Below are 18980 nucleotides of genomic sequence, written 5' to 3' on the forward strand. Positions count from 1 at the left end.
TCCCCTTATAGTAGTAAATCAGTGACTCTTGAAGATAAATCTATTGGTTTTGTCATATCTACTCCTATTTCTTTTATTGCTATCAAATAACGAAATAAGAACAAACCCGATCCCTTTTGCAATCCTTCTGTCTTATCAAATGTTTTTAAGACCTCTTTCAAAGGAAGTTCATCATTATCTAAAAGGAATCTAAGCATTATTATCGACAGCTCATTTTTATCCAGATTCCCCTCCCTTCCCTCCAACAATGTTTCCCTTACCCATTCAATATTTTTAGCTAATTGTCGTGGAAGTTGTTTCTCAGTAATTACCTTCCAATCAATCCCCTTTTGCTGCCAATACCTTCTTTCAATCTCCAGCTTTTCAAAGGTTATTTTCCTTTTAAGTTCTGTTGTATTTTTTATGGTTCTTGCTATATCCATCTCTTCTCCATCGTTATCTTTTACAGTCAGCAGGAAATTTGTAGTCAAAACATAGGGCTCTTTAGTTACCTTATCCGTGAACTTATCGAACCGTAAATCTTCTTTATCATCAATAACCTCTTGAACATCTAGGAGAGGAAAGGATTCTCTAATATCAATAACCATCGAGTTAAACTCAAATAACAGAAAAGCCCTGTATTGGTTGTCCGAATGGAGTTGATGGATGCGACCAGTTTTAACGCCGTATAATCTGGTTGCACGACCCTTCGAAGAAAACTCATAGGTATTTTGCCAAGGCTTATATTCAGCTCCAACTCCCTTTCCTCTCCCTTCTTTTTTATATCTTTCTAGTTTTTCTTTGCTCCAATGATTTGTTCCCATTTAAATCCCCCCTTATTTTCTGTAGAAAAGAAAAATTGACTAGCGACAATCCCATTCGTTTTTTTTGAACAGATTATCAATAGTCAATTATTGTTTATACATATTAAGTTAAGTAATAGCACTTTTATAAGTTCACCTCTAAATAGAGATTGTCGAGATCTTCTTGCAATATCCCTAAATAACGCTTGGTTTCAGCAACGGAGCTATGATTTAACGCTATACAAATGTAGTCCAAAGAGATTCCTTTTTTAAAAGCCCAGTATCCCCAGGTTTTCCTCATGCCGTGTGTCGAGAACCTCTCCTTAACACCAACCATATCACAGGCTTCATTTAACACTGTTGCAGCATATTGCCTTGAAATAGGTTGATTGGTCCCCTTTCTACTGGTAAAAAGATAGTCATCTTGTTTTATATCAGGATACTCCTTTATGTATTCCTTAATAGCTTTTGCTAGATTTTTTGTAATGGGGAAACGCTTATATTTTCTAGTTTTCTTTTCATTAATCTCAATAAATTCCTTCTCCTTCTTTCCATCCCAAACATGACTCACTTGCAATTTCAAAATATCACTTATCCTTAACGCAGATGAGATTCCGACCATAAATAGCAAATAATCTCTCTTATTTTTTCCACGTAAATATCCTTTTACCGCTTCAAGCTGTTTTAAATCCCTTATTGGTTGAACAACCTTCATTATTACCACCTCCTTTTTAGCATTACTTAACATCATTATATCGGTGAACGAAGAAACAGCAAGAGCCTCAAGGCAAAATGGATCAAAAAATAGAATGCTATTTTACAGCATTCTATAAAGAAGTAGTTTCTTCAAATTATAAAATTTCAACTTATTTCTTTTTTAATTAATTTCAGAAAATGGTACAAAATATCTTCATGCAGATTATTTCTCTTTACATCTATCTTTATAACCTTTGCTTCCTTTTCTGTTACAATTGCTTTATATTGCATTCCCACGTCTAATTTGTCAGCATAAATAGAAGCCCAATCTTTCCCTATAAAACCTATTGTATTTCCTCCATTGTCAACAACCAATATAGCATTTTTGTCATATGGATTTTCTGCATCTCTTTTCAAGAGTAATTCGTCACCAATTTCAATTTGATTAACAAACTCTTTCCTCTCAGGTCTTGCCACTCCAACTACAGGTAACTTTTCTTTTTTTACTGCAACAATATTATTCTCCCACTCTGGAATAACATCACGATATAATTTATCCAACGTATAATACATGTCCGCATCAAGGATTAACAACTTATATTCGTTGTATTGTTCTTTAAATAATTCTACTCTTTTTATGCTTTCTATATCCCAAAAACCCTTTAATTCTACAATAACGTTATCTTCTAAGAAAAAATCAGGATGATATACCCTAGTGATCGAATCATTTTTGACTAAAAATGGTTCTTTTTCATACTCCCATTTAGCTCCCAAGTAATTTAAAACCCTTGCAAAATTAGCCTCCCAAGATGATTTGAAAACGGCTTTTAAATCACTTCTAAAACTGACTTGTGAGATTCTGGAGTCTTGCCTCTCCATCCAAAAATTAAGTGTAATATTACCACCACTACTATTATAAACACAATAATTAATTTCACTTAACCTAAAGATATCAAGGACATGGTCTGTTTTAGTGAGACTTCCCAGAGGATGATTACTTAATTCTGGTAATTCAAACCAAATAAGCCCATCTATTTCATACTGGTCACTTTTCACATCGACGTAATTTGCTGTTATACTTTTATCATAAACATGTTTTACAATATTCCTTGCATCTTCAGCGTATTTTTTATCCAATATAATATATGATTTATCTTTTCGATCAAACTCATCGTTACTCCCTCGATATACATTTGATGTTATTATTCTTACTCCTACACATAACAACTCCTTAAAAACGTTAGAAAATCTCTCCCTATCTTCATGAATTAGGAAATCTGGTTCAACATAGTACACTCTTATTTTTTTATTTTTTTCATCTTCATGAAGAATCTTGTAATTTACGATATTGTATTTTTCCATTACCTCTACAAAATTCGAACATTTTTCTTCATCTAATATGTAGGTATGAGCTAATCCATATCTTTTTACAGTACCATTTTTTAAAGTCTTCCCTATGTAGTCATATAAAAATAATTCAAAATCGTCTTTATCTGCTTGACTGGATTCAAAGTACATTGTTTCCCTCCTAAGTATAGGTAATTATTCTTCGACCCAATCTGACATATTATTTCTTCCATACAAATCCCTTAGAATTTCTGTACCCCAAGAAATTAACAGTGTAAGACCATTGTTTTCTATTCCCCATTTTCTACGTTCATCACCTTGATAACCGCCTAAAATAGAATCATACTGTTCATGCAAATAATCTCTATGTTGTTTTTTAAATAAACTAAAATCTAATCCTAATTCACTTCCAAATGGATATTCTTGTTCTAACCAATCAATCAAATCTTTTTCTTCAATATGTTTTTCCACTTCCTCAACTGAGTATGCAGCTCCGTGATCTACTAAATATGAACATTCTTGTATAAATTGTGAAACCGTAGTAAATTTTCTCACAATACATCTCCTCCTTATCTTATTTAATTCGTCAAAAATATGTATTTTCCTGCTATAAAGGTTTTACAGACATAATGAAATAATAGTTATATTGTATATTAATAGTTTTTCAGTTTCTTTCTCCCCTCATTTTTATTTAATCACTGAAAGAAAATATGCCCACAATCAATATTACAAAATACGTGTAAATTTAGGATTAAGTAAGATTCATGAACCACTTAACAAAACAAACAAATAAGATCGCTGATTTAACAACATTCCTTTGTTTCCTCCGCTAGATTTTGTAAACATGATATGGAATGAAGAGCACTCTCTTTATATCTTGAAATTTATAAGGTAACTGAAGAGCATACTTAATGCTGACCTTTTGTCTATGCTATAATTAGTTTTAGTTGTATATTATGCGAGAATAGTAATTGGAACAGGGGGGGGAAAGTTTGAACCTAAATAAACTAACAATTAATAATTATAAATCATTCGGGAATGATAGAAATATTTTATACCTTAATCAGTTTGTTACAGCTATAATAGGAAAAAATGAATCTGGGAAAAGTAACATCCTTGATGCCGTTGGAAATCTACCATACTTAGGTAAACCTAATAAAAGTTATTACAGTAACAAAAATCGGGCAGCTAGTGGAATTGAGAAAATATCAATAGTTTTAGATTTGCAGCTCAATGAGAAGGAGATTAAACAATATAGTGTAAAAGATACAAATACCGAACTTTTATTCACGAATGAATCAACAATTTCTATAAAAGGTGGTTTATCAGAAATAATAGCTCAGGATAACAGTTTGCTGGCTAGAATAGAAGAAATTGTTATAACTAAAGGAAATACAAAAATCTGGAATATAGGAAATAATGAACCAATCCGAAAACGACATACCTACATTTTAGATAATTTGAAAGAAATATCATCGATAATATTATTAAATTTTAAGCAAGTGATTAACACACTAAAACAGCAAGTCAACAGATCGCATGATAAACATAAAGAATTAATCAATACCTTAGATGAAATTAGCTCCATTCTCTCTAGCTATTATTCTTTACTTCCACGTATTTTTTATCGAGAACAAGATTTGCAACTTGAATATTCATATGATTTCGAGAAAGTAAAAGAAATTCTTAAACATAAGAATGATATTTTTTACCGATTATTAATTGCTGCGGGAATTAATGAAGAAGAGATGATAAGAGCTTTTGAAGAAAAAGTCGAAGGAGATAAACAAAACATTCGGGATGAAATTGAAGAAAAAATAATACGTAATATTGGTGAGAGGTTTAATGATTTTTATACACAAGAGACTGTTAAAATAAAGCCCCGATTTGAAGGGAACACTATAAAGTTTCGTGTTAATACTAATAATGGTAAAACAATGTTAATTACTGAAAGAAGTAATGGATTACGTTGGTACTTGAGTCTATTTATAGATATATTAGCTAATGATTTCGGAGATTCTCCTGTGATTTTTCTATTTGATGAACCTGGTGTTCATTTACACGTAAATGCCCAAAAAGAGCTACTGGATTTATTTAACCACTTATCACATAAAGGGCATAAAGTAATTTATACCACTCATTCTCCTTCCATGATTGATGGTGAGAACATACTTAACATTCGAGTGGTAGAAAAAAATGATACTGGGAACACAGTGATTTTTAACAATTGTTATGACCAAAGGTTATCTTCTGAATCCAAAATGGAAACCTTATCTCCTTTGCTCAAAGCAATCGGATCTGATTTAAAATTCAACTTAGGACCCCAAGTTTCTAAGGACAATATTCTCACTGAAGGCATTACAGACTATATGTACTTAAAAGCAATGTTGCACCATTTTCAAGTTAAGGAACCACCTAACATAATTCCTGTGGCTGGTGTTGAAAATATTAATAGAATCGTTTCTATTCTTATGGGTTGGGGATGCGATTATAAAATTTTATTAGATTATGATAATGCAGGTAGAAAAGAATATAGTGTCTTAGTTGAAAAACTTGATCCATCACTAAAAGAACATATTACATTTGTAAATGGAGGAAATGAGCCTTCTTTAGAAGACATGAAAACAGCCCCAATAACCATTGAAAACTTAATATCCGAAAATGATTTTAATAAATTGAATAACAAACTAAATAGAAAAAAGGATAATAAAGTGTTGGTTGCAAAAGAATTCTATGACAAAATTGTATCTGGACAGATAGAACCTGAGCAACAAACTATTGAAGCATTTGAAAAGATATTGAAGAAGTTGAATGTACCTATTGGAAAGAATATATTCTTGGAAGTATAAAATGTGATATTTTTAATTTAATATTATTAGATATAAAGACAAATAGAATAAAAATCACAATGTTCATTTATCGACCATTGTGATTTTCTTCAATTACTTAAATTTTTCGGGTTAGCTTTTTATTTTCACTATCAATTTAGTTTCTTCATTATGTAATTAATGAAATCCCTTATATGATTCAAATTCTCCTTAATGAAATTGAACATCCTCAAAATAGTAGTGTAATGTTTTGAAACATTATTTTTTTATCTCTATAAACTATGATTTTGTAACACCTATCCATCGTCGGCTGTTTAGGATTTATGGAATTCAAAAAACAACAGACCTTTAAATTAAGTCCACTTGATTTGGTTGAATCTAAAAATTGAGTTGATATTTCACTTTATCTAAGTGAATTTTTTATTGTTTCTTCATGTTATACCACAGTCCTAGTTAATAACTTTTGTTTCCTCACCATGTTTTTGTAAACAAAATTTCAGATGAGTCTTGTATTAAAAATTTTTTATCCTATCCCTTACTTTTTCGCATATCTTCTACAAGTCTTTTAAGTAGCTTCTCGTTTGGTGAATATAGATTTCTGTTAGCTTGCATTATCGTTAGTAGGTTCTGTGTACGGACTTGCGAGCTGTTAAATTTAAAATTAATAACTTTGCTCCCTTTACCGGTAATAACTAATAGAAAATCAGAAGTTAATGGAAAAAACTTATTTGTGTTAATTAAACCATACCCCTCCCATTCTGCTACATCTTTAACTTTTAGCATACAGTATGGATTATCACTGGTTATAAACCGAGATTTTGTAGGTGCCTTGACTATTACCCAGTTTTGATTATTTATAAAACTGATCATCTTGTCTGCAAAATCGAACATAAACTTGAGACTATGACCCTTTGGGACACTTACACCATACTCTCCTTCGTCAACAATTCTTTCAAGTTCAGCCAATTCTGCTTTCGACATATTATCCATGTCTTTTAATGTTCCTGTGTTCTTCCTATATAAAAACTCAAATTGAACTCTTGTTTTGTGAAATTTAGTAACCATAGAATTATAATTTTCTCGTTGAGCTGGGGTTCTTAGATGTTGAAACGCTATGAAGGTAGATAAGTTTAATCTATCTTCATCTGAAAATAGTTTACTATTTTCAATCTTATTAATCACATTTACATATTTACTATCTACTTCATTTGCTAAGAAGTGTTCTATAAATGGATCCTTGATTCCATCATGCTCGATAGTATAAAAATGCTTTCCATATCCTGTACTCTGTGGTCTCTGTTTTCGAAATTGGTTAGTTTTTATATCGTATATATGTAAATAATTTTCCTCGTCTGAGAATTTTTGCAGGTAAGTCTGTGGAACATAGTGTTGCTTCTTAGGAATGTTACTACTACTCATATAAACTTCCCCTTCAATATTAACTATATTAATCCAGTAACTTATTAAATTATATCACCAATAATATAAACCTTTTAATAAAGCAGAACCTATATGTTTTTTAAAATCTCCTCCATTTGATTACTGCCATTGAAAAGCACCACCTCTGCCATATTATTTACCATCGAATGACATTAAATTTACCACCGAATGCCATGCTGTTTACCAACTCAGCAACTCACTAGAGTAATTCACTATCTTAACCACAGGTTTAGCTGCTTGCCCTTGACCGCCGTGCCACTTCTTAGTGATTACTGGAAGGGGTCGGGGCCCCGCCAGCGGAACTTAGAAGTGATTGTTCGTGGTACGCTACTGATGCGGATGGAGCCCTAAAGGCTGTTTTTTTCGCCATCCGCCATCAAAACCACTACCACGGACACAAACAAGGTCAAGGGTGGTGGTTTTTTTTGCAAAATCAATATCAAAGCACGCTGGCTCACTCTATGGCATCGTGTAGAATTTATGTTTTTGTTGGTACACCATTTGGCAAAGGGTGGTAAATTTCTTGTCACTTAGTGGTAAATAACATGTCAAGGGTGGTAAATTCTGATGGCAGTATTCACCATTTTCATTTAAAAGATTGGTATAATTTCAAACCATAAATCAAAATGTTATAATTAATTTAAAAAGGGCTCCAATATCTTCATATAGATCTGATCTTTTAGCAACGACTAAATATAGTTTAAGATTAAGTTGATGAATTAAAATTATAAAGTGAATTGGGGAGAATTCTTTGGATACAAATCAAACAAAACCATATCGTATAATTGCTGAGAGTATTCCTTTCGAACATGAACAAAAGGAAAAAATATTTAAGACTTTCTTTGCAGTTTCTGACTATAACAAAAAGCACCCCAATCCTGGGGCATGTCATCTGGTCTCCAGCATTTTTCATGTCTTGCTTAATGAACAAAAAATTGAAAATCAACTTTGTATCGGAGAAGTAAAAACTGGTTCTCAATATTTTGATCACTCTTGGATAGAAATTGATGATAGGGTTTTCGATATCGCCATTCAACTGACATTAGATGAATCTAGAAATGCTCCGGCCTATGCAGGATATGATTTGCAAACCGAAGTTAATCCCGAAAGGATTTACGGATCTGTATCACCGACCGGTTTTGATAGAGATGCAAAGCAACTTTTGAAAACTCCTTTTGTAAAATACATGAATGAGTATCCCCATTTTAGAGAAGGTGCATGGAAGATTGTTAAAGTTATTGGTAAAGAACTCCGATTGAAATTGGATATAAACGAACTTAGAAAAAAATATAAGGAAACACAGAGAACCTTAAAAAAATAATATTCTTCCGAGGATAAGATAAAGGACTAATAAACTAGTCCTTTTTCCTTTTAACACCTATCAACCAAACTTTTTATTTTTGTTTACTCATGTTTCCCATTGTCTTTAAAAGTATCTTTCGTATTGTAACTATTAACTTTTTAATCTCTGTAATAGCCTTTTCGGTCACAATCTGTCTAGTCAAGCATGTTTGCAATAGGCTATCGACACGACTCAATGCCATCAAAGCCTCATTAAAGAAGCTAAACTTCTTCAAGATATATAATTGATGAGCTTCTGCAATGTTGGCAACACATGATGTTGCATATTTTCTCATTCTATATACAATATCCTTTTCCTTCCGGAATTCTTGGACGCTAGTCATTTCATAGACCTTCTCTACTAATATCAAGGCTTCCTCATAGGCGGTAAAGTTTCTCACATCTGGTGTATACGGATTTGGTAACTCCTTCTCTTCTCCCTCTTTCTTTATTATGTTGGACATTGTTCTTGTTAAGATAGATACTACCTGTTTAACTAGATTATCTAACTCTTCAAATTGATTTTGAGAGATATATTGTTGTTTCACCGATATTTCCAGCCATGCAGAGGTCTCCTTTGCCGATCCAATAGCATCACTATAATTTTTAAATTTCTCTCTAACATAAATTTGTTCTGCTATCTCAATACTTTTTTTGATGGAGTTTGCACTCCGTCCTATCTGATCTACTATATTGTATTCGTAAGACGGGAAATTTCTGCAAAGGTCGAAAATCTTCTCTTCTAGTTCTTTAGCTTTCTGATAACCACTGAATTTTTTCACATCTCTTATCTCTAAAAACTGTTGTTTTTTATCCTGAAAGTGTAAGTCTTTTTGAGGTATTTCGTAGGAATTTGGTTGAGGGGTTTGGTTTGAAGGCTTTAAATCGAAGTGTGCATTGAGATTATCGTAAACTTGATTTGCTCTATACTTATTCAAAAAGGAATCAATGACAATCTTCTCGAATTCAGTATTATCTTTCATGTCTTTAAGAATCCAAATTAGTCCTTTTTCTGCGAGGTACTTTAATTTATCACCAACGTCCATAATGCTGTAATTAGACAACTCTCTTTCATTTCGATACCAACCTTGTATTTGTTCTACTACTTGATTCATTTTATATCATCTCCTTTATGATTGATAAATAGAGGATAAGGAACCTTAGCTTACAGGAAATTAGTTCCGTTATCCCTTTTGCGATTGTGAATAGAATTTACATTGAAAGTTAAATTTTCCTGGTGAAGAACTATTGTAGAGTCATTGAAGGTTTATTGCGATTTCACTTTCACTATTCGTTCCCTTGATTTATTTCAAACTAAGATCCCAAATTAACTCCTCCGTTTCATTCAATGATAAGGTTTGAAATGCTGGAAAAATACGATTAATCCTAGAACGATTTGTTTTACTATAACTGTCATAAGTCCTTTCAATAGTAGTATAGAAAACCTTATGTTCTCCTTCAGATGTGATAAAAATATCTTTGTAGACTTCTATATTACCGTCTACTCCTCTTTCATGAAATATCACATCTTGATAAGCAAGATACCCCGTTAGGGTCTCTCCATTATCATCCAGATAGACTACCTTATTATCATACTCCTGATTTTCTCCAGTACCGTATTTAATGATTGGTTTACATTCAACAGTTTCTAATGCTTTAGTAATTAATTCATCCATGCTTTCTGGCATCCAGGAGTTCTTATTATCCACAGAGTACTCAACAACATTATTATTCATAATATATCTCTCCTCTTCTAATTTTTTTGTTTTATCTTCGTTATCTCTATTCTAATATCTTTCCACTTAACTGAAACGTTTTTAAGGTTCGACCATGTTTGAGGTCGTTCCAATCATGTAGCACAACTTATTCCATAGAAGGCATAAGTGAATTTTTAAAGTTTTCCTGTTAGTATGCCAATTATAGATGCAAATTCCTTTTCGGTTAATGTTTGATCCGCTGCCAATTCCCGATTTGAAAAGGTAAAGCATGTATCCGATTCCTCAAAATAATCTTCAATATGGTTGAAGAGTAATAACTCTCCATTCTCCAGTAGAAAAACCTCTTTTTTCACGAACAATGATTTAGTTTCATGATCGTAATTCACAATGTCATAACTATTTAATAGGTATCCTTTTAGATAGTCATCATTTACTTGAATGTATTTGATCTCATCAACTATCCATTTTTCTTCAGCTTTCTCTAAGTAGATAGGTTCGAATGTCGTTCTTTGGGCTAAGTCTAGTAGCTCGCTACTTAATACCTCTTTAATATTCGTTAAAACATTTACGATTTCTGATGTAGTTTGTGTCATTCTCATTTCTCCTTTTTAGTTGGTATATGTAAATTTAATTGAGCAGCTCTTGCAATTGACTAATTCATGTCTCTTCCCCCTCGTATCTTTTCTTTCGTTCTATGATTTCATTGTATCTAGTCACTGGCATTAAAAGGTGGCCTGTCAAGTCACATTCAAAGTTTTTCAGATAAAACTTTAAGAAAGCAATATAAATCTCAAAAGAGATACTGCATTACCCCCTTCTTTCTAGTTCTACTCCTTTCCTTCAGTTGATAAATTCATTCTATTATCTTGCTACCAAATTATATAATTTTAATTGTTCAACTATGTCTGAACACCAGTTTTACCTATTTGAATTTCTTAAATATGATCAGAGTAATGAAAGATCCTAGATATGAAACTTATGAAAATATCATATTAACTCGAACATAATTTATATGATTTTTCTTATATTTATTAAAGAACTGCATAGTATAAAGATGTTAAAACTATTAAAGAAAAGGAAGTGGTTTAGATTGAGAGAAACATTTTTGGTAGCCGTTGATTGCGGTAAATATAACACTAAAGCTATAGGACGGTACAAGGGGAAGACCTATACGACAACTTTTCGCACCAAAATGCAACAAGTATCAAGATTAGGCGTAGAAATTCAACCAGATTCTTATCATGTAGAATTCTACGGAAATGAGTACCTCTTAGGAGATATGGTCAGTGAAGACTATTCTGACTTCTCCTTAAACAAAGCCTCTCGAATTCACCAATTAGCTATTTACACAGCCATAACTCAACTTCTCCAAAAAGCAAAAGTCCCTACTAATGTAGATATTCGTTTAGCTGTTAATGTCCCTATTACAACCTACAAAGATTCTATCCAAAAGGAAAACTTTAAACAGATGATAGAAAAACGTGGACATACTATTCACTTAATGGTCAATGAAAAGGCGTTTTCCGTCGAATTGTCAAATGTCACCTTAGCCTTCGAAGGAATGGGAGAGATTTATGCTAAGTCAGAAGAATACAAAAATAAAAATACAATCATTATTGACTTAGGAGGATTAAACACCACGTTCTGTACCTTCAAAGGAATTCAACCTCTAATTAATACCATGGTTGTTTCAGACTTGGGTATGAATGTCTTAAAAGGGAAAATAGGAAAGGCAATCAGCGAACGTTACGGAATGACTGTTTCATCAGATGATTTGGAACAAGTTCTACGAAATGGTTACTTTGCTAGTAGAGGAGAAATCTATGAAGATAGCAAGGTAATGATAGAGGAAATGAAGTTAGAGCACCTTCAACAAATCATTCAATTCGCTAAGTCCCGTGGATACACCTTTAACATGAACGACATTCATTTTGTTGGTGGTGGTGCAATTACACTTAGAAGGTACATCAAACAGGAATTCCCACATGCACTCATCATGGATAATCCTCAGTACTCCAACTGTCTATCATTCCTTAAAATCCTGGAGATAAAGAATGGCTAATACTAGGTTTACCATTAGCATCCCTTCAAAGGACTGGGAATTAAGCCAGTTTATGGAGAAAAAGCTCAATCATAATGGCATAAGTTTGAGTGCCTACATTAGGGAGTTGATTCGAAAGGATATGGACAGTCAAGAAAATACTGAACTTGAACAAATCTATACGTATGTAATGAAGAGGATCACTGAAGAGGGATATTTAGTGAATGACCAAGGTGCTACTAAAGTAAATAGTCTTATTGACGAAGCAGACAAGGATATTATCATGGACCTCTTCTAATAGTTATCACAACAAAAAGGACCTTTTTTGGTCCTTTTTACATGGGTGAAGCTCTATTTAAGGCTTTTTAAATAACAGGGACTCTCTTGTTAAGAAACGGGGCGATTATTCAAACTATCATAAACATCGTTGAACATATCTTCCATAATAAACGTCCTGAATTCACCGTTTTCTAGCATCTTCATGAAGAACTTTTCATTCTGTGACATACGTGAAATTACATAATCAAGGAATGATTTCTCGTAGGAGAACTTAAAGTTTTCTCTTGTGTTATTCTGTGCTTTTTGGGCCAGTTCATCATCATTAATCATATCTTCTATAATCTGATCTCTACTTAACTTGTCTGTTTCTGTAAATTCTGTTCCAAAACGTTCGTTTAACCTATCAATTATGGACGAAAGCCTTTCTTTCTCTTCTTCAGGGGAAGCCCCTTTTCCATATGAAGTTGGTTTTAATTTCGTTTCCCCTTCTATATTAAGGGATATACTTCCTTCAAATACTTTCTCATTACGATAAAACTCTAGAGCAACATCATCTGCCAGATACACTTCATCTGAACCAACTCTTGGTAGTTTTTTTAATAGATAGTTCAAATATACAAATAGTTTATGAAGATCCACATCAGCAAATGGACCTATTTGCAACACAAATGAATAGGTTCTAATAAACTTGGTTGCCGCTCCTTTGAAGTCATCCTTTTGCTCTTTTGTTAGTTCTTTATTAAACCGATTCACCGCATAATCTAAAATCGCATTTAATTTTTCCTGAGTTCTAGCTGTTTTCTTTTTCCCGTCAAACTCCAGTTTGCACAAATCATCTATTTCTTCTTCCGTATACACTTGGGCCGCATTCAATTCATTCTGCAAATCATATAGGATATTTGGATCTGTAACATCTTCCAGACCAGTCACCTCATAATAAGGTTGAAATGCCTTTTGGATATCTTCTGCTTCATTAACGAAATCAAGCACAAATGTATCGTTTTTCCCCTTACAAGTACGATTCAGGCGAGATAGCGTTTGAACAGCTTTGATGCCATCTAACGGCTTATCAACATACATGGTGTGTAAGAGTGGCTCATCAAACCCAGTTTGATATTTCTCAGCAACAAGCAACACTTGATATTCATCCGTATGGAACTTTTCCGGTAGTTCCTTCTCCCCGAATTGGTTCATTTCTACTTCAGTATAAGGAACACCCTTGTCATTCACGGTGCCTGAAAACGCAACGAGTGTCTTTAAATCATGATATTCCTTTGCTTTTATATACTTGTCGAATGCTTGTTTATACCTAACAGCATGAAGCCTACTACTTGTAACAACCATAGCTTTTGCCCGACCACCTATTTTATGTCTGGTGACTTGTCGGTAATGTTCAATGATAATTTCTGTTTTTTGGGCAATATTGTGTGGATGAAGTGAAACAAATCGTGCAATTTGCTTGGATGCTTTACCGCTTGACACTTCTGGATCATCGTCAATGCTTTTGGCAACTTTGTAAAAAGTTTTATACGTTGTATAGTTTTTCAATACATCCAAAATAAATCCTTCTTCAATTGCTTGCCGCATCGAATAGACATGAAAGGCATGTGGAATACCGTCCGAGTCTGAGGTTCCAAACCGTTCAATTGTTTTTGGTTTTGGTGTAGCAGTAAATGCAAAAAAGGAAATGTTATCCTGCTTACCACTTTTTACAATCGTTTCAACAATCCGTTCTTCCATGTCCTGCATATTTTCTTCCATTACTCGTTCTTCTTCAAAAGCGTCTTCAAGTGATTTATCAGACAAAATATTCGTCATTGCAGCAGCAGATTTACCACCCTGAGAAGAGTGTGCCTCATCAATAATGATACCGTATTTCCCTCTTGAAAACTCCCCTACCTTTTCCATAATGAACGGGAATTTCTGCAGAGTAGTAATAATGATTCGTGTCCCATTTATAATCGCTTCTGCCAATTGATTGGAGTCTTTATCAATCTTCTCTACCATACCAGCTTTATGTTCCAACTGAAAGATAGCATCCTGCAACTGTTTATCTAACACACGCCTGTCCGTAATAACGATAATGCTACTAAATGTCGGGTTATTTTCATTATCATGCAACTTAGCCAGGCGATGGGAGAGCCAAGAAATACTGTTTGTTTTTCCACTTCCAGCACTATGCTGAACCAAATAATTATTGCCAACATCTTTTTCTTTTACATCCGCTTCGATTTTACGCACAACATCCAATTGGTGATAACGTGGAAAAATGACTGTTTCCTTCTTATCTATAATCTCCCCCGTGCTATCCTGTACATCTTCTTTTTCTAGATAAACGAATCGGAAAAGAATGTCTAGTAAACTATCCTTTTGAAGAATATCCTTCCATAAGTAAGAGGTTCTGTAATCTCCATCTCCGACTGGATTCCCTTTTCCCCCTTCATTTCCTTTATTGAAAGGCAAAAAGAACGTTTTGTCTTTATTTAATTGGGTTGCCATATAGACTTCATCTGTATCCACAGCAAAATAGACAATGGTTCTTTTTTTGAACTGGAAAAGGATTTCCTCGGGACTTCTGTCGGTTTTAAATTGGCTCATTGAATGTTCTACTGTTTGATTGGTCAATTGGTTTTTTAATTCCATCACAGCAATGGGTAATCCATTCAAGGAAATCATCATATCAATACTATTGTTATTTTTGCTACTGTAATAAACCTGTCTACTAACGGTGAATATATTCTTTTCATAGCGATCCAAGAGTAGTTGGTTCATTGTGCTTGGCGGTTTATTGAAAGCTAGCTTTAACGTTTCACCGTAGTCTTTAATACCATGTCGCAAACAATCAATCATACCTCGCTTATCCAGCTCTTTTTGAAGACGATCAATGATTTTTACTTTGTATTGCTCTTTATATGCCTTTTGCAATCGTTCTAGCGATTTCGGCTGAGTGCTCTCCAAGAATTGAAATAAAATTTCTGTATCAATCGCATGTGTTTTGAACTTTTCCAATGCTTGACCTGTAATTGGCCTTTGGATATATCCAGCTTGAATCAAGCTATGTTCAATATTTTCTTCAAAGGCTTTTTCTGTTGGGTCAATGGCCATGTTGTCCTTCCTCCTTTCATCTAAATTGGTAATTAAACGTAATCTCGTACATCTATTTTGCCTGTTACCGCTTCATGGATAAGGGATTGGCGATATTCATTGAGTTTTTGAATTTGGATCTTTATTAAATCTTGTAATCTTCTTATTGATTTTTCTTGTTCACTGATATAATTGATAATTTCTTTTTGTTCTTTTAAAGTGGGAACAGGTATGCTCAAATTAGCGTATTTTTCCGCACTTACATTTTGAATAGTTGCTTGTATTGTGTTGCTAATAACCCAATTGTTATAGAGCCCACTTTGAGTAAAATAATAGACAAACTTTGGTGCTATTTTATTATCATTTGGTTTATATCTTATTAGATAACCAGCGTAACAAGCATCAAATTCTTTATCATGAATATAGGTTTTACCTACAGTTGCTCCACTTCTAGCGAACAAAATATCATTTTTAGACAAAATATAATTTCTAGCTTTCTCCCACGGTAATGACTTGAACGTTTCATCCTTTAAAATGCCTCGTTTATCTATGTCTGTAATTCTGATATAACGTGGAAGATTTTCGTCATCTAATTCTGCTGATTCATTTGCTCCGTACTGCATTTTTTCGTTTGACAGATATTTTAGTTTTCCAACTTCCCAATGCTCCGGTATCTCCCCAATCCATTCTACTCCCGAATCTTTCATCTTCACATCAGTATTTAAACCTTTTGTAACAGCTTCGGTAATAATAGCCTGACGCTTTTCCTCAAACAATTCGATTAGCTTTTCCTTTTCAGAGATAAGGGACTCGATTTCGAATGTTTTTTCATCTAGGAAGTTAGTTATTTTCTTTTGTTCGTCATATGGTGGTAATAATACAACTAGCTTAGATAATTTACTAGCTTTAATCCCTGCAGCCGTTGAACCAGTTGCAAATGTTTGCAAATTTGATTGGAAACCATGTGACATCATCCAGTATTTTAAATAATAATTATATAGTACATCTTCCTTTGCACGGAATTTAATTACTCTTTGAGCAAGAGCAATGTGAGTTTTGTTAACATTTGCTACCTCACCTAAAGGTGCCTCTGTTGTAAATAAAACATCTCCAATTAATGGAATGCCTCTTCTCATTATTTCTTGGTATTCTTCCTTCCTTACATATTCTTGAGATACAGAATAGTCAATTTGACCATTTTTAATATTTTTTGCAGTCACTAAGAAAACGCCCTCATCAACCTTTTCGGGAGTCTTTCCTCTATAATCAACTAATGAAGAAAGGTATTTAGTTACCCCCCCACTTGTCCAACCTCGGGGAATCTCACCTATCCACTCTATACCACTTTCTTTATACTCAGGATATCTCTTTAGCTCTTCCATCACCCCATCACCTTCTTTAATTTCTCCATAATACTTTCTTCCATCTCTTTAATCTCTTCCATAATTTTATGAGAACTTCTTAACACAGTGTATTTGTAAAAGTTCCTTGTGAATGGAATTTCATAGCCAATTTTCGTCTTTGTTTCATCAATCCAGGCATCTGGAACATGAGGTTTTACTTCTCGATCAAAATAGACGTGTATATCTTCTTTCAAAGGTACACTTTCAGTGTCCCTTAAATCGGGATCTGCTTCTGGTTTACCTTTGCTGTCGGTAACAATATCCGCTGTATCGTCTTTCTCCGACAACGCATTTAAAATGGCTTTTAACAATGCCGCACTAACCATGATATCCTTTTCCTTGAATATGGCTTTTAACTTTTTCGTAAATGCTTCTCGATTTTTATACAAAACATCATCTTGAATAGAAAACAAAGCAGATTCAATATCCTTTTGCAGTTGCTTACCTAACGCTATCTCCTCTTTGCCCGCTTCCCCTTTCTTACGAGACTTAGTGAGATTTTCAAATGCCTTTTGATTGTATAACTCCTTAATACGTTCTTCATTAATTTGGAAGTTTAATCGCAATGGACGTTCAACTGTAATTTTTTGGTACCCAAAGTATTCATTATTAAAGATTTTAACATGTTCTCCATTTTCAAAATCACCATATAATCGTACAATCTCATTTATGTGTTCATCCAATAGTTCATGGCGTTTGTTACCAAGGCTTTTTCGCATCTTCTTGAAGAAGTCTACAGCATTCACAAGCTGGATTTTGCCTTTTCTCTTTGGACTTTTATTATTCGTTAAAATCCAGATATATGTTGAAATTCCTGTGTTGTAGAAAAGTTGATCTGGCATTGCAACAATCCCTTCAACAAGGTCATTTCCAATTAAGTAACGGCGAATTTCACTTTCACCAGAGCCTGCGTCTCCAGTAAATAGCGGAGACCCATTCATGATAATAGCTATTCGAGAACCTTTAGGGTTTTCTTCCGTAACAGGTTTCATCTTAGAGACTAAATGCTGCAAAAATAACAATTGACCGTCACTAATACGTGGTAATCCTGCTCCAAAACGGCCATCCATGCCCATATTATCATGTTCTGCCTTCACTACTTTTTCAGCCGGTTTCCATTCAACGCCATAGGGTGGGTTAGAAATGAGATAGTCGAAGTGTTTCCCTGCAAATGCGTCATTAGACAACGTATTGCCAAACCGAATATTTCTTGCTTCTTCACCTTTGATTAATATATCTGCTTTACAAATAGCATACGACTCTTCATTAATTTCTTGAGCAAAGAATTCAAGATCTGCAGTCGGGTTTAGTTCCTTCAGATACTCCTGTGCAACAGATCCCATCCCACCAGTTCCTGCACAGCTATCATATAAAGTCTGTGTGATACCTTGTTTTGTCAAGATATCCTCGTCATTTAGGAACAGTAAATTAACCATCAAACGAACAACTTCTCTTGGAGTGTAGTGATCACCAGCCTCGGCATGTTCAGAGAAGCGGCGAATTAGTTCTTCAAATATGTAACCCATCTCGACGTTGGATACGACATCTGGATGCAAATCAACTTCACTGAAACGCTTAACAACAAGATAAAGTAAATCATTACGTTCCATTTTCTCTATTTGTTTATCAAATTCAAAGTATTCAATAATATCCCTAGCACTTCTCGAATAACCGTTTATATAGTCTCGAAGGTTGTCAGCAATGTTATCCGAGTCACCTAGCAGTTTACTGAAATCATACTTGCTAATATTACTGAATCGCTTATCCCCTGCTTTTCGACTCAGTATTTCATCACGGGATTCTTCCGGGAGGTGTTTGAATTCCTCATATTCTGAAAGCACATCTTCTTTAGTATCTGCAAGAACACAGTCAAAACGACGTAAAACAGCCATTGGAAGAACTACTTTTCCGTAATCTTCTGGTTTGTATGGTCCACGTAGTAATTCCGCTATTGACCATATAAAACTTACCTTTTCTTGAAAGTTAATCATGGTTTATTCCCCTTTATTCCAATATGGTTC

General features: G+C 33.8%; 15 protein-coding genes. 4 read left to right on the top strand and 11 right to left on the bottom strand.

The window, feature by feature from the left end:
* Positions 1–5: 5 nt before the first annotated feature.
* The 4 genes from QGM71_RS12250 to QGM71_RS12265 all read right to left on the bottom strand — a co-directional run bounded on the left by QGM71_RS12250 (position 6) and on the right by QGM71_RS12265 (position 3380).
* Positions 6–803, bottom strand: coding sequence for a TnsA endonuclease N-terminal domain-containing protein (locus QGM71_RS12250; RefSeq protein WP_327607842.1), 798 nt, complete (start codon positions 801–803; stop codon positions 6–8).
* Positions 804–927: 124 nt separating this feature from the next.
* Positions 928–1497, bottom strand: a complete 570-nt coding sequence (locus QGM71_RS12255; RefSeq protein WP_327607843.1) for a site-specific integrase — start codon at positions 1495–1497, stop codon at positions 928–930.
* 146 nt (positions 1498–1643) lie between these two features.
* Entirely contained in the window at positions 1644–2996 is a 1353-nt protein-coding gene (locus tag QGM71_RS12260; protein ID WP_327607844.1) for an HIRAN domain-containing protein, read from the bottom strand.
* 24 nt (positions 2997–3020) lie between these two features.
* Positions 3021–3380 carry a hypothetical protein gene (locus QGM71_RS12265; protein ID WP_327607845.1) on the bottom strand — a complete coding sequence of 120 codons (360 nt, stop codon included), beginning with the start codon at positions 3378–3380 and terminating at the stop codon, positions 3021–3023.
* A 437-nt stretch (positions 3381–3817) separates the two neighbouring features.
* On the opposite strand from QGM71_RS12265, the gene QGM71_RS12270 reads away from it, so the two are divergent.
* A complete protein-coding gene (locus QGM71_RS12270; RefSeq protein ID WP_327607846.1) occupies positions 3818–5674 on the top strand; it encodes an AAA family ATPase in 1857 nt (618 codons plus the stop codon).
* Between the two features lie 507 nt (positions 5675–6181).
* Here the strand turns inward: QGM71_RS12270 and QGM71_RS12275 are convergent.
* A complete protein-coding gene (locus QGM71_RS12275; RefSeq protein ID WP_327607847.1) occupies positions 6182–7072 on the bottom strand; it encodes a DUF4238 domain-containing protein in 891 nt (296 codons plus the stop codon).
* Between the two features lie 772 nt (positions 7073–7844).
* Here QGM71_RS12275 and QGM71_RS12280 point away from each other — a divergent pair.
* Positions 7845–8414: a hypothetical protein gene (locus tag QGM71_RS12280; RefSeq protein ID WP_327607848.1), complete on the top strand. Its 570-nt coding sequence runs from the start codon at positions 7845–7847 to the stop codon at positions 8412–8414.
* A gap of 73 nt (positions 8415–8487) precedes the next feature.
* Here QGM71_RS12280 and QGM71_RS12285 read toward each other — a convergent pair whose 3' ends face one another.
* The 3 genes from QGM71_RS12285 to QGM71_RS12295 form a co-directional block, all read right to left on the bottom strand.
* Complete coding sequence (locus QGM71_RS12285; RefSeq protein ID WP_327607849.1) at positions 8488–9549, bottom strand: four helix bundle protein; 1062 nt, start codon at positions 9547–9549, stop codon at positions 8488–8490.
* A gap of 189 nt (positions 9550–9738) precedes the next feature.
* A complete protein-coding gene (locus QGM71_RS12290; RefSeq protein WP_327607850.1) occupies positions 9739–10170 on the bottom strand; it encodes a hypothetical protein in 432 nt (143 codons plus the stop codon).
* Between the two features lie 155 nt (positions 10171–10325).
* On the bottom strand, positions 10326–10745 hold the full coding sequence (locus QGM71_RS12295; RefSeq protein ID WP_327607851.1) for a hypothetical protein: 420 nt from the start codon (positions 10743–10745) through the stop codon (positions 10326–10328).
* A gap of 497 nt (positions 10746–11242) precedes the next feature.
* Between QGM71_RS12295 and QGM71_RS12300 the strand changes: the two genes are divergently transcribed.
* Positions 11243–12214, top strand: a complete 972-nt coding sequence (locus tag QGM71_RS12300) for a ParM/StbA family protein (RefSeq protein WP_327607852.1) — start codon at positions 11243–11245, stop codon at positions 12212–12214.
* Entirely contained in the window at positions 12207–12491 is a 285-nt protein-coding gene (locus QGM71_RS12305) for a hypothetical protein (RefSeq protein ID WP_327607853.1), read from the top strand. Before QGM71_RS12300 ends, QGM71_RS12305 begins: the two co-directional genes overlap by 8 nt.
* 89 nt (positions 12492–12580) lie before the next feature.
* Here the strand turns inward: QGM71_RS12305 and QGM71_RS12310 are convergent, their stop codons facing one another.
* Genes QGM71_RS12310 through QGM71_RS12320 form a run of 3 tightly spaced genes read right to left on the bottom strand, consistent with a single transcriptional unit; the run spans position 12581 to position 18950 of the window.
* Positions 12581–15577 carry a type I restriction endonuclease subunit R gene (locus QGM71_RS12310; protein ID WP_327607854.1) on the bottom strand — a complete coding sequence of 999 codons (2997 nt, stop codon included), beginning with the start codon at positions 15575–15577 and terminating at the stop codon, positions 12581–12583.
* A gap of 32 nt (positions 15578–15609) precedes the next feature.
* On the bottom strand, positions 15610–16938 hold the full coding sequence (locus QGM71_RS12315; RefSeq protein WP_327607855.1) for a restriction endonuclease subunit S: 1329 nt from the start codon (positions 16936–16938) through the stop codon (positions 15610–15612).
* Positions 16938–18950 (bottom strand): type I restriction-modification system subunit M, encoded by a 2013-nt coding sequence (locus QGM71_RS12320; protein ID WP_327607856.1) that lies wholly within the window; start codon positions 18948–18950, stop codon positions 16938–16940. Before QGM71_RS12320 ends, QGM71_RS12315 begins: the two co-directional genes overlap by 1 nt.
* Positions 18951–18980: the final 30 nt, after the last annotated feature.

Source organism: Virgibacillus tibetensis, assembly GCF_036026595.1.
Taxonomy (GTDB): Bacteria; Bacillota; Bacilli; order Bacillales; family Amphibacillaceae; genus Virgibacillus_P; species Virgibacillus_P tibetensis.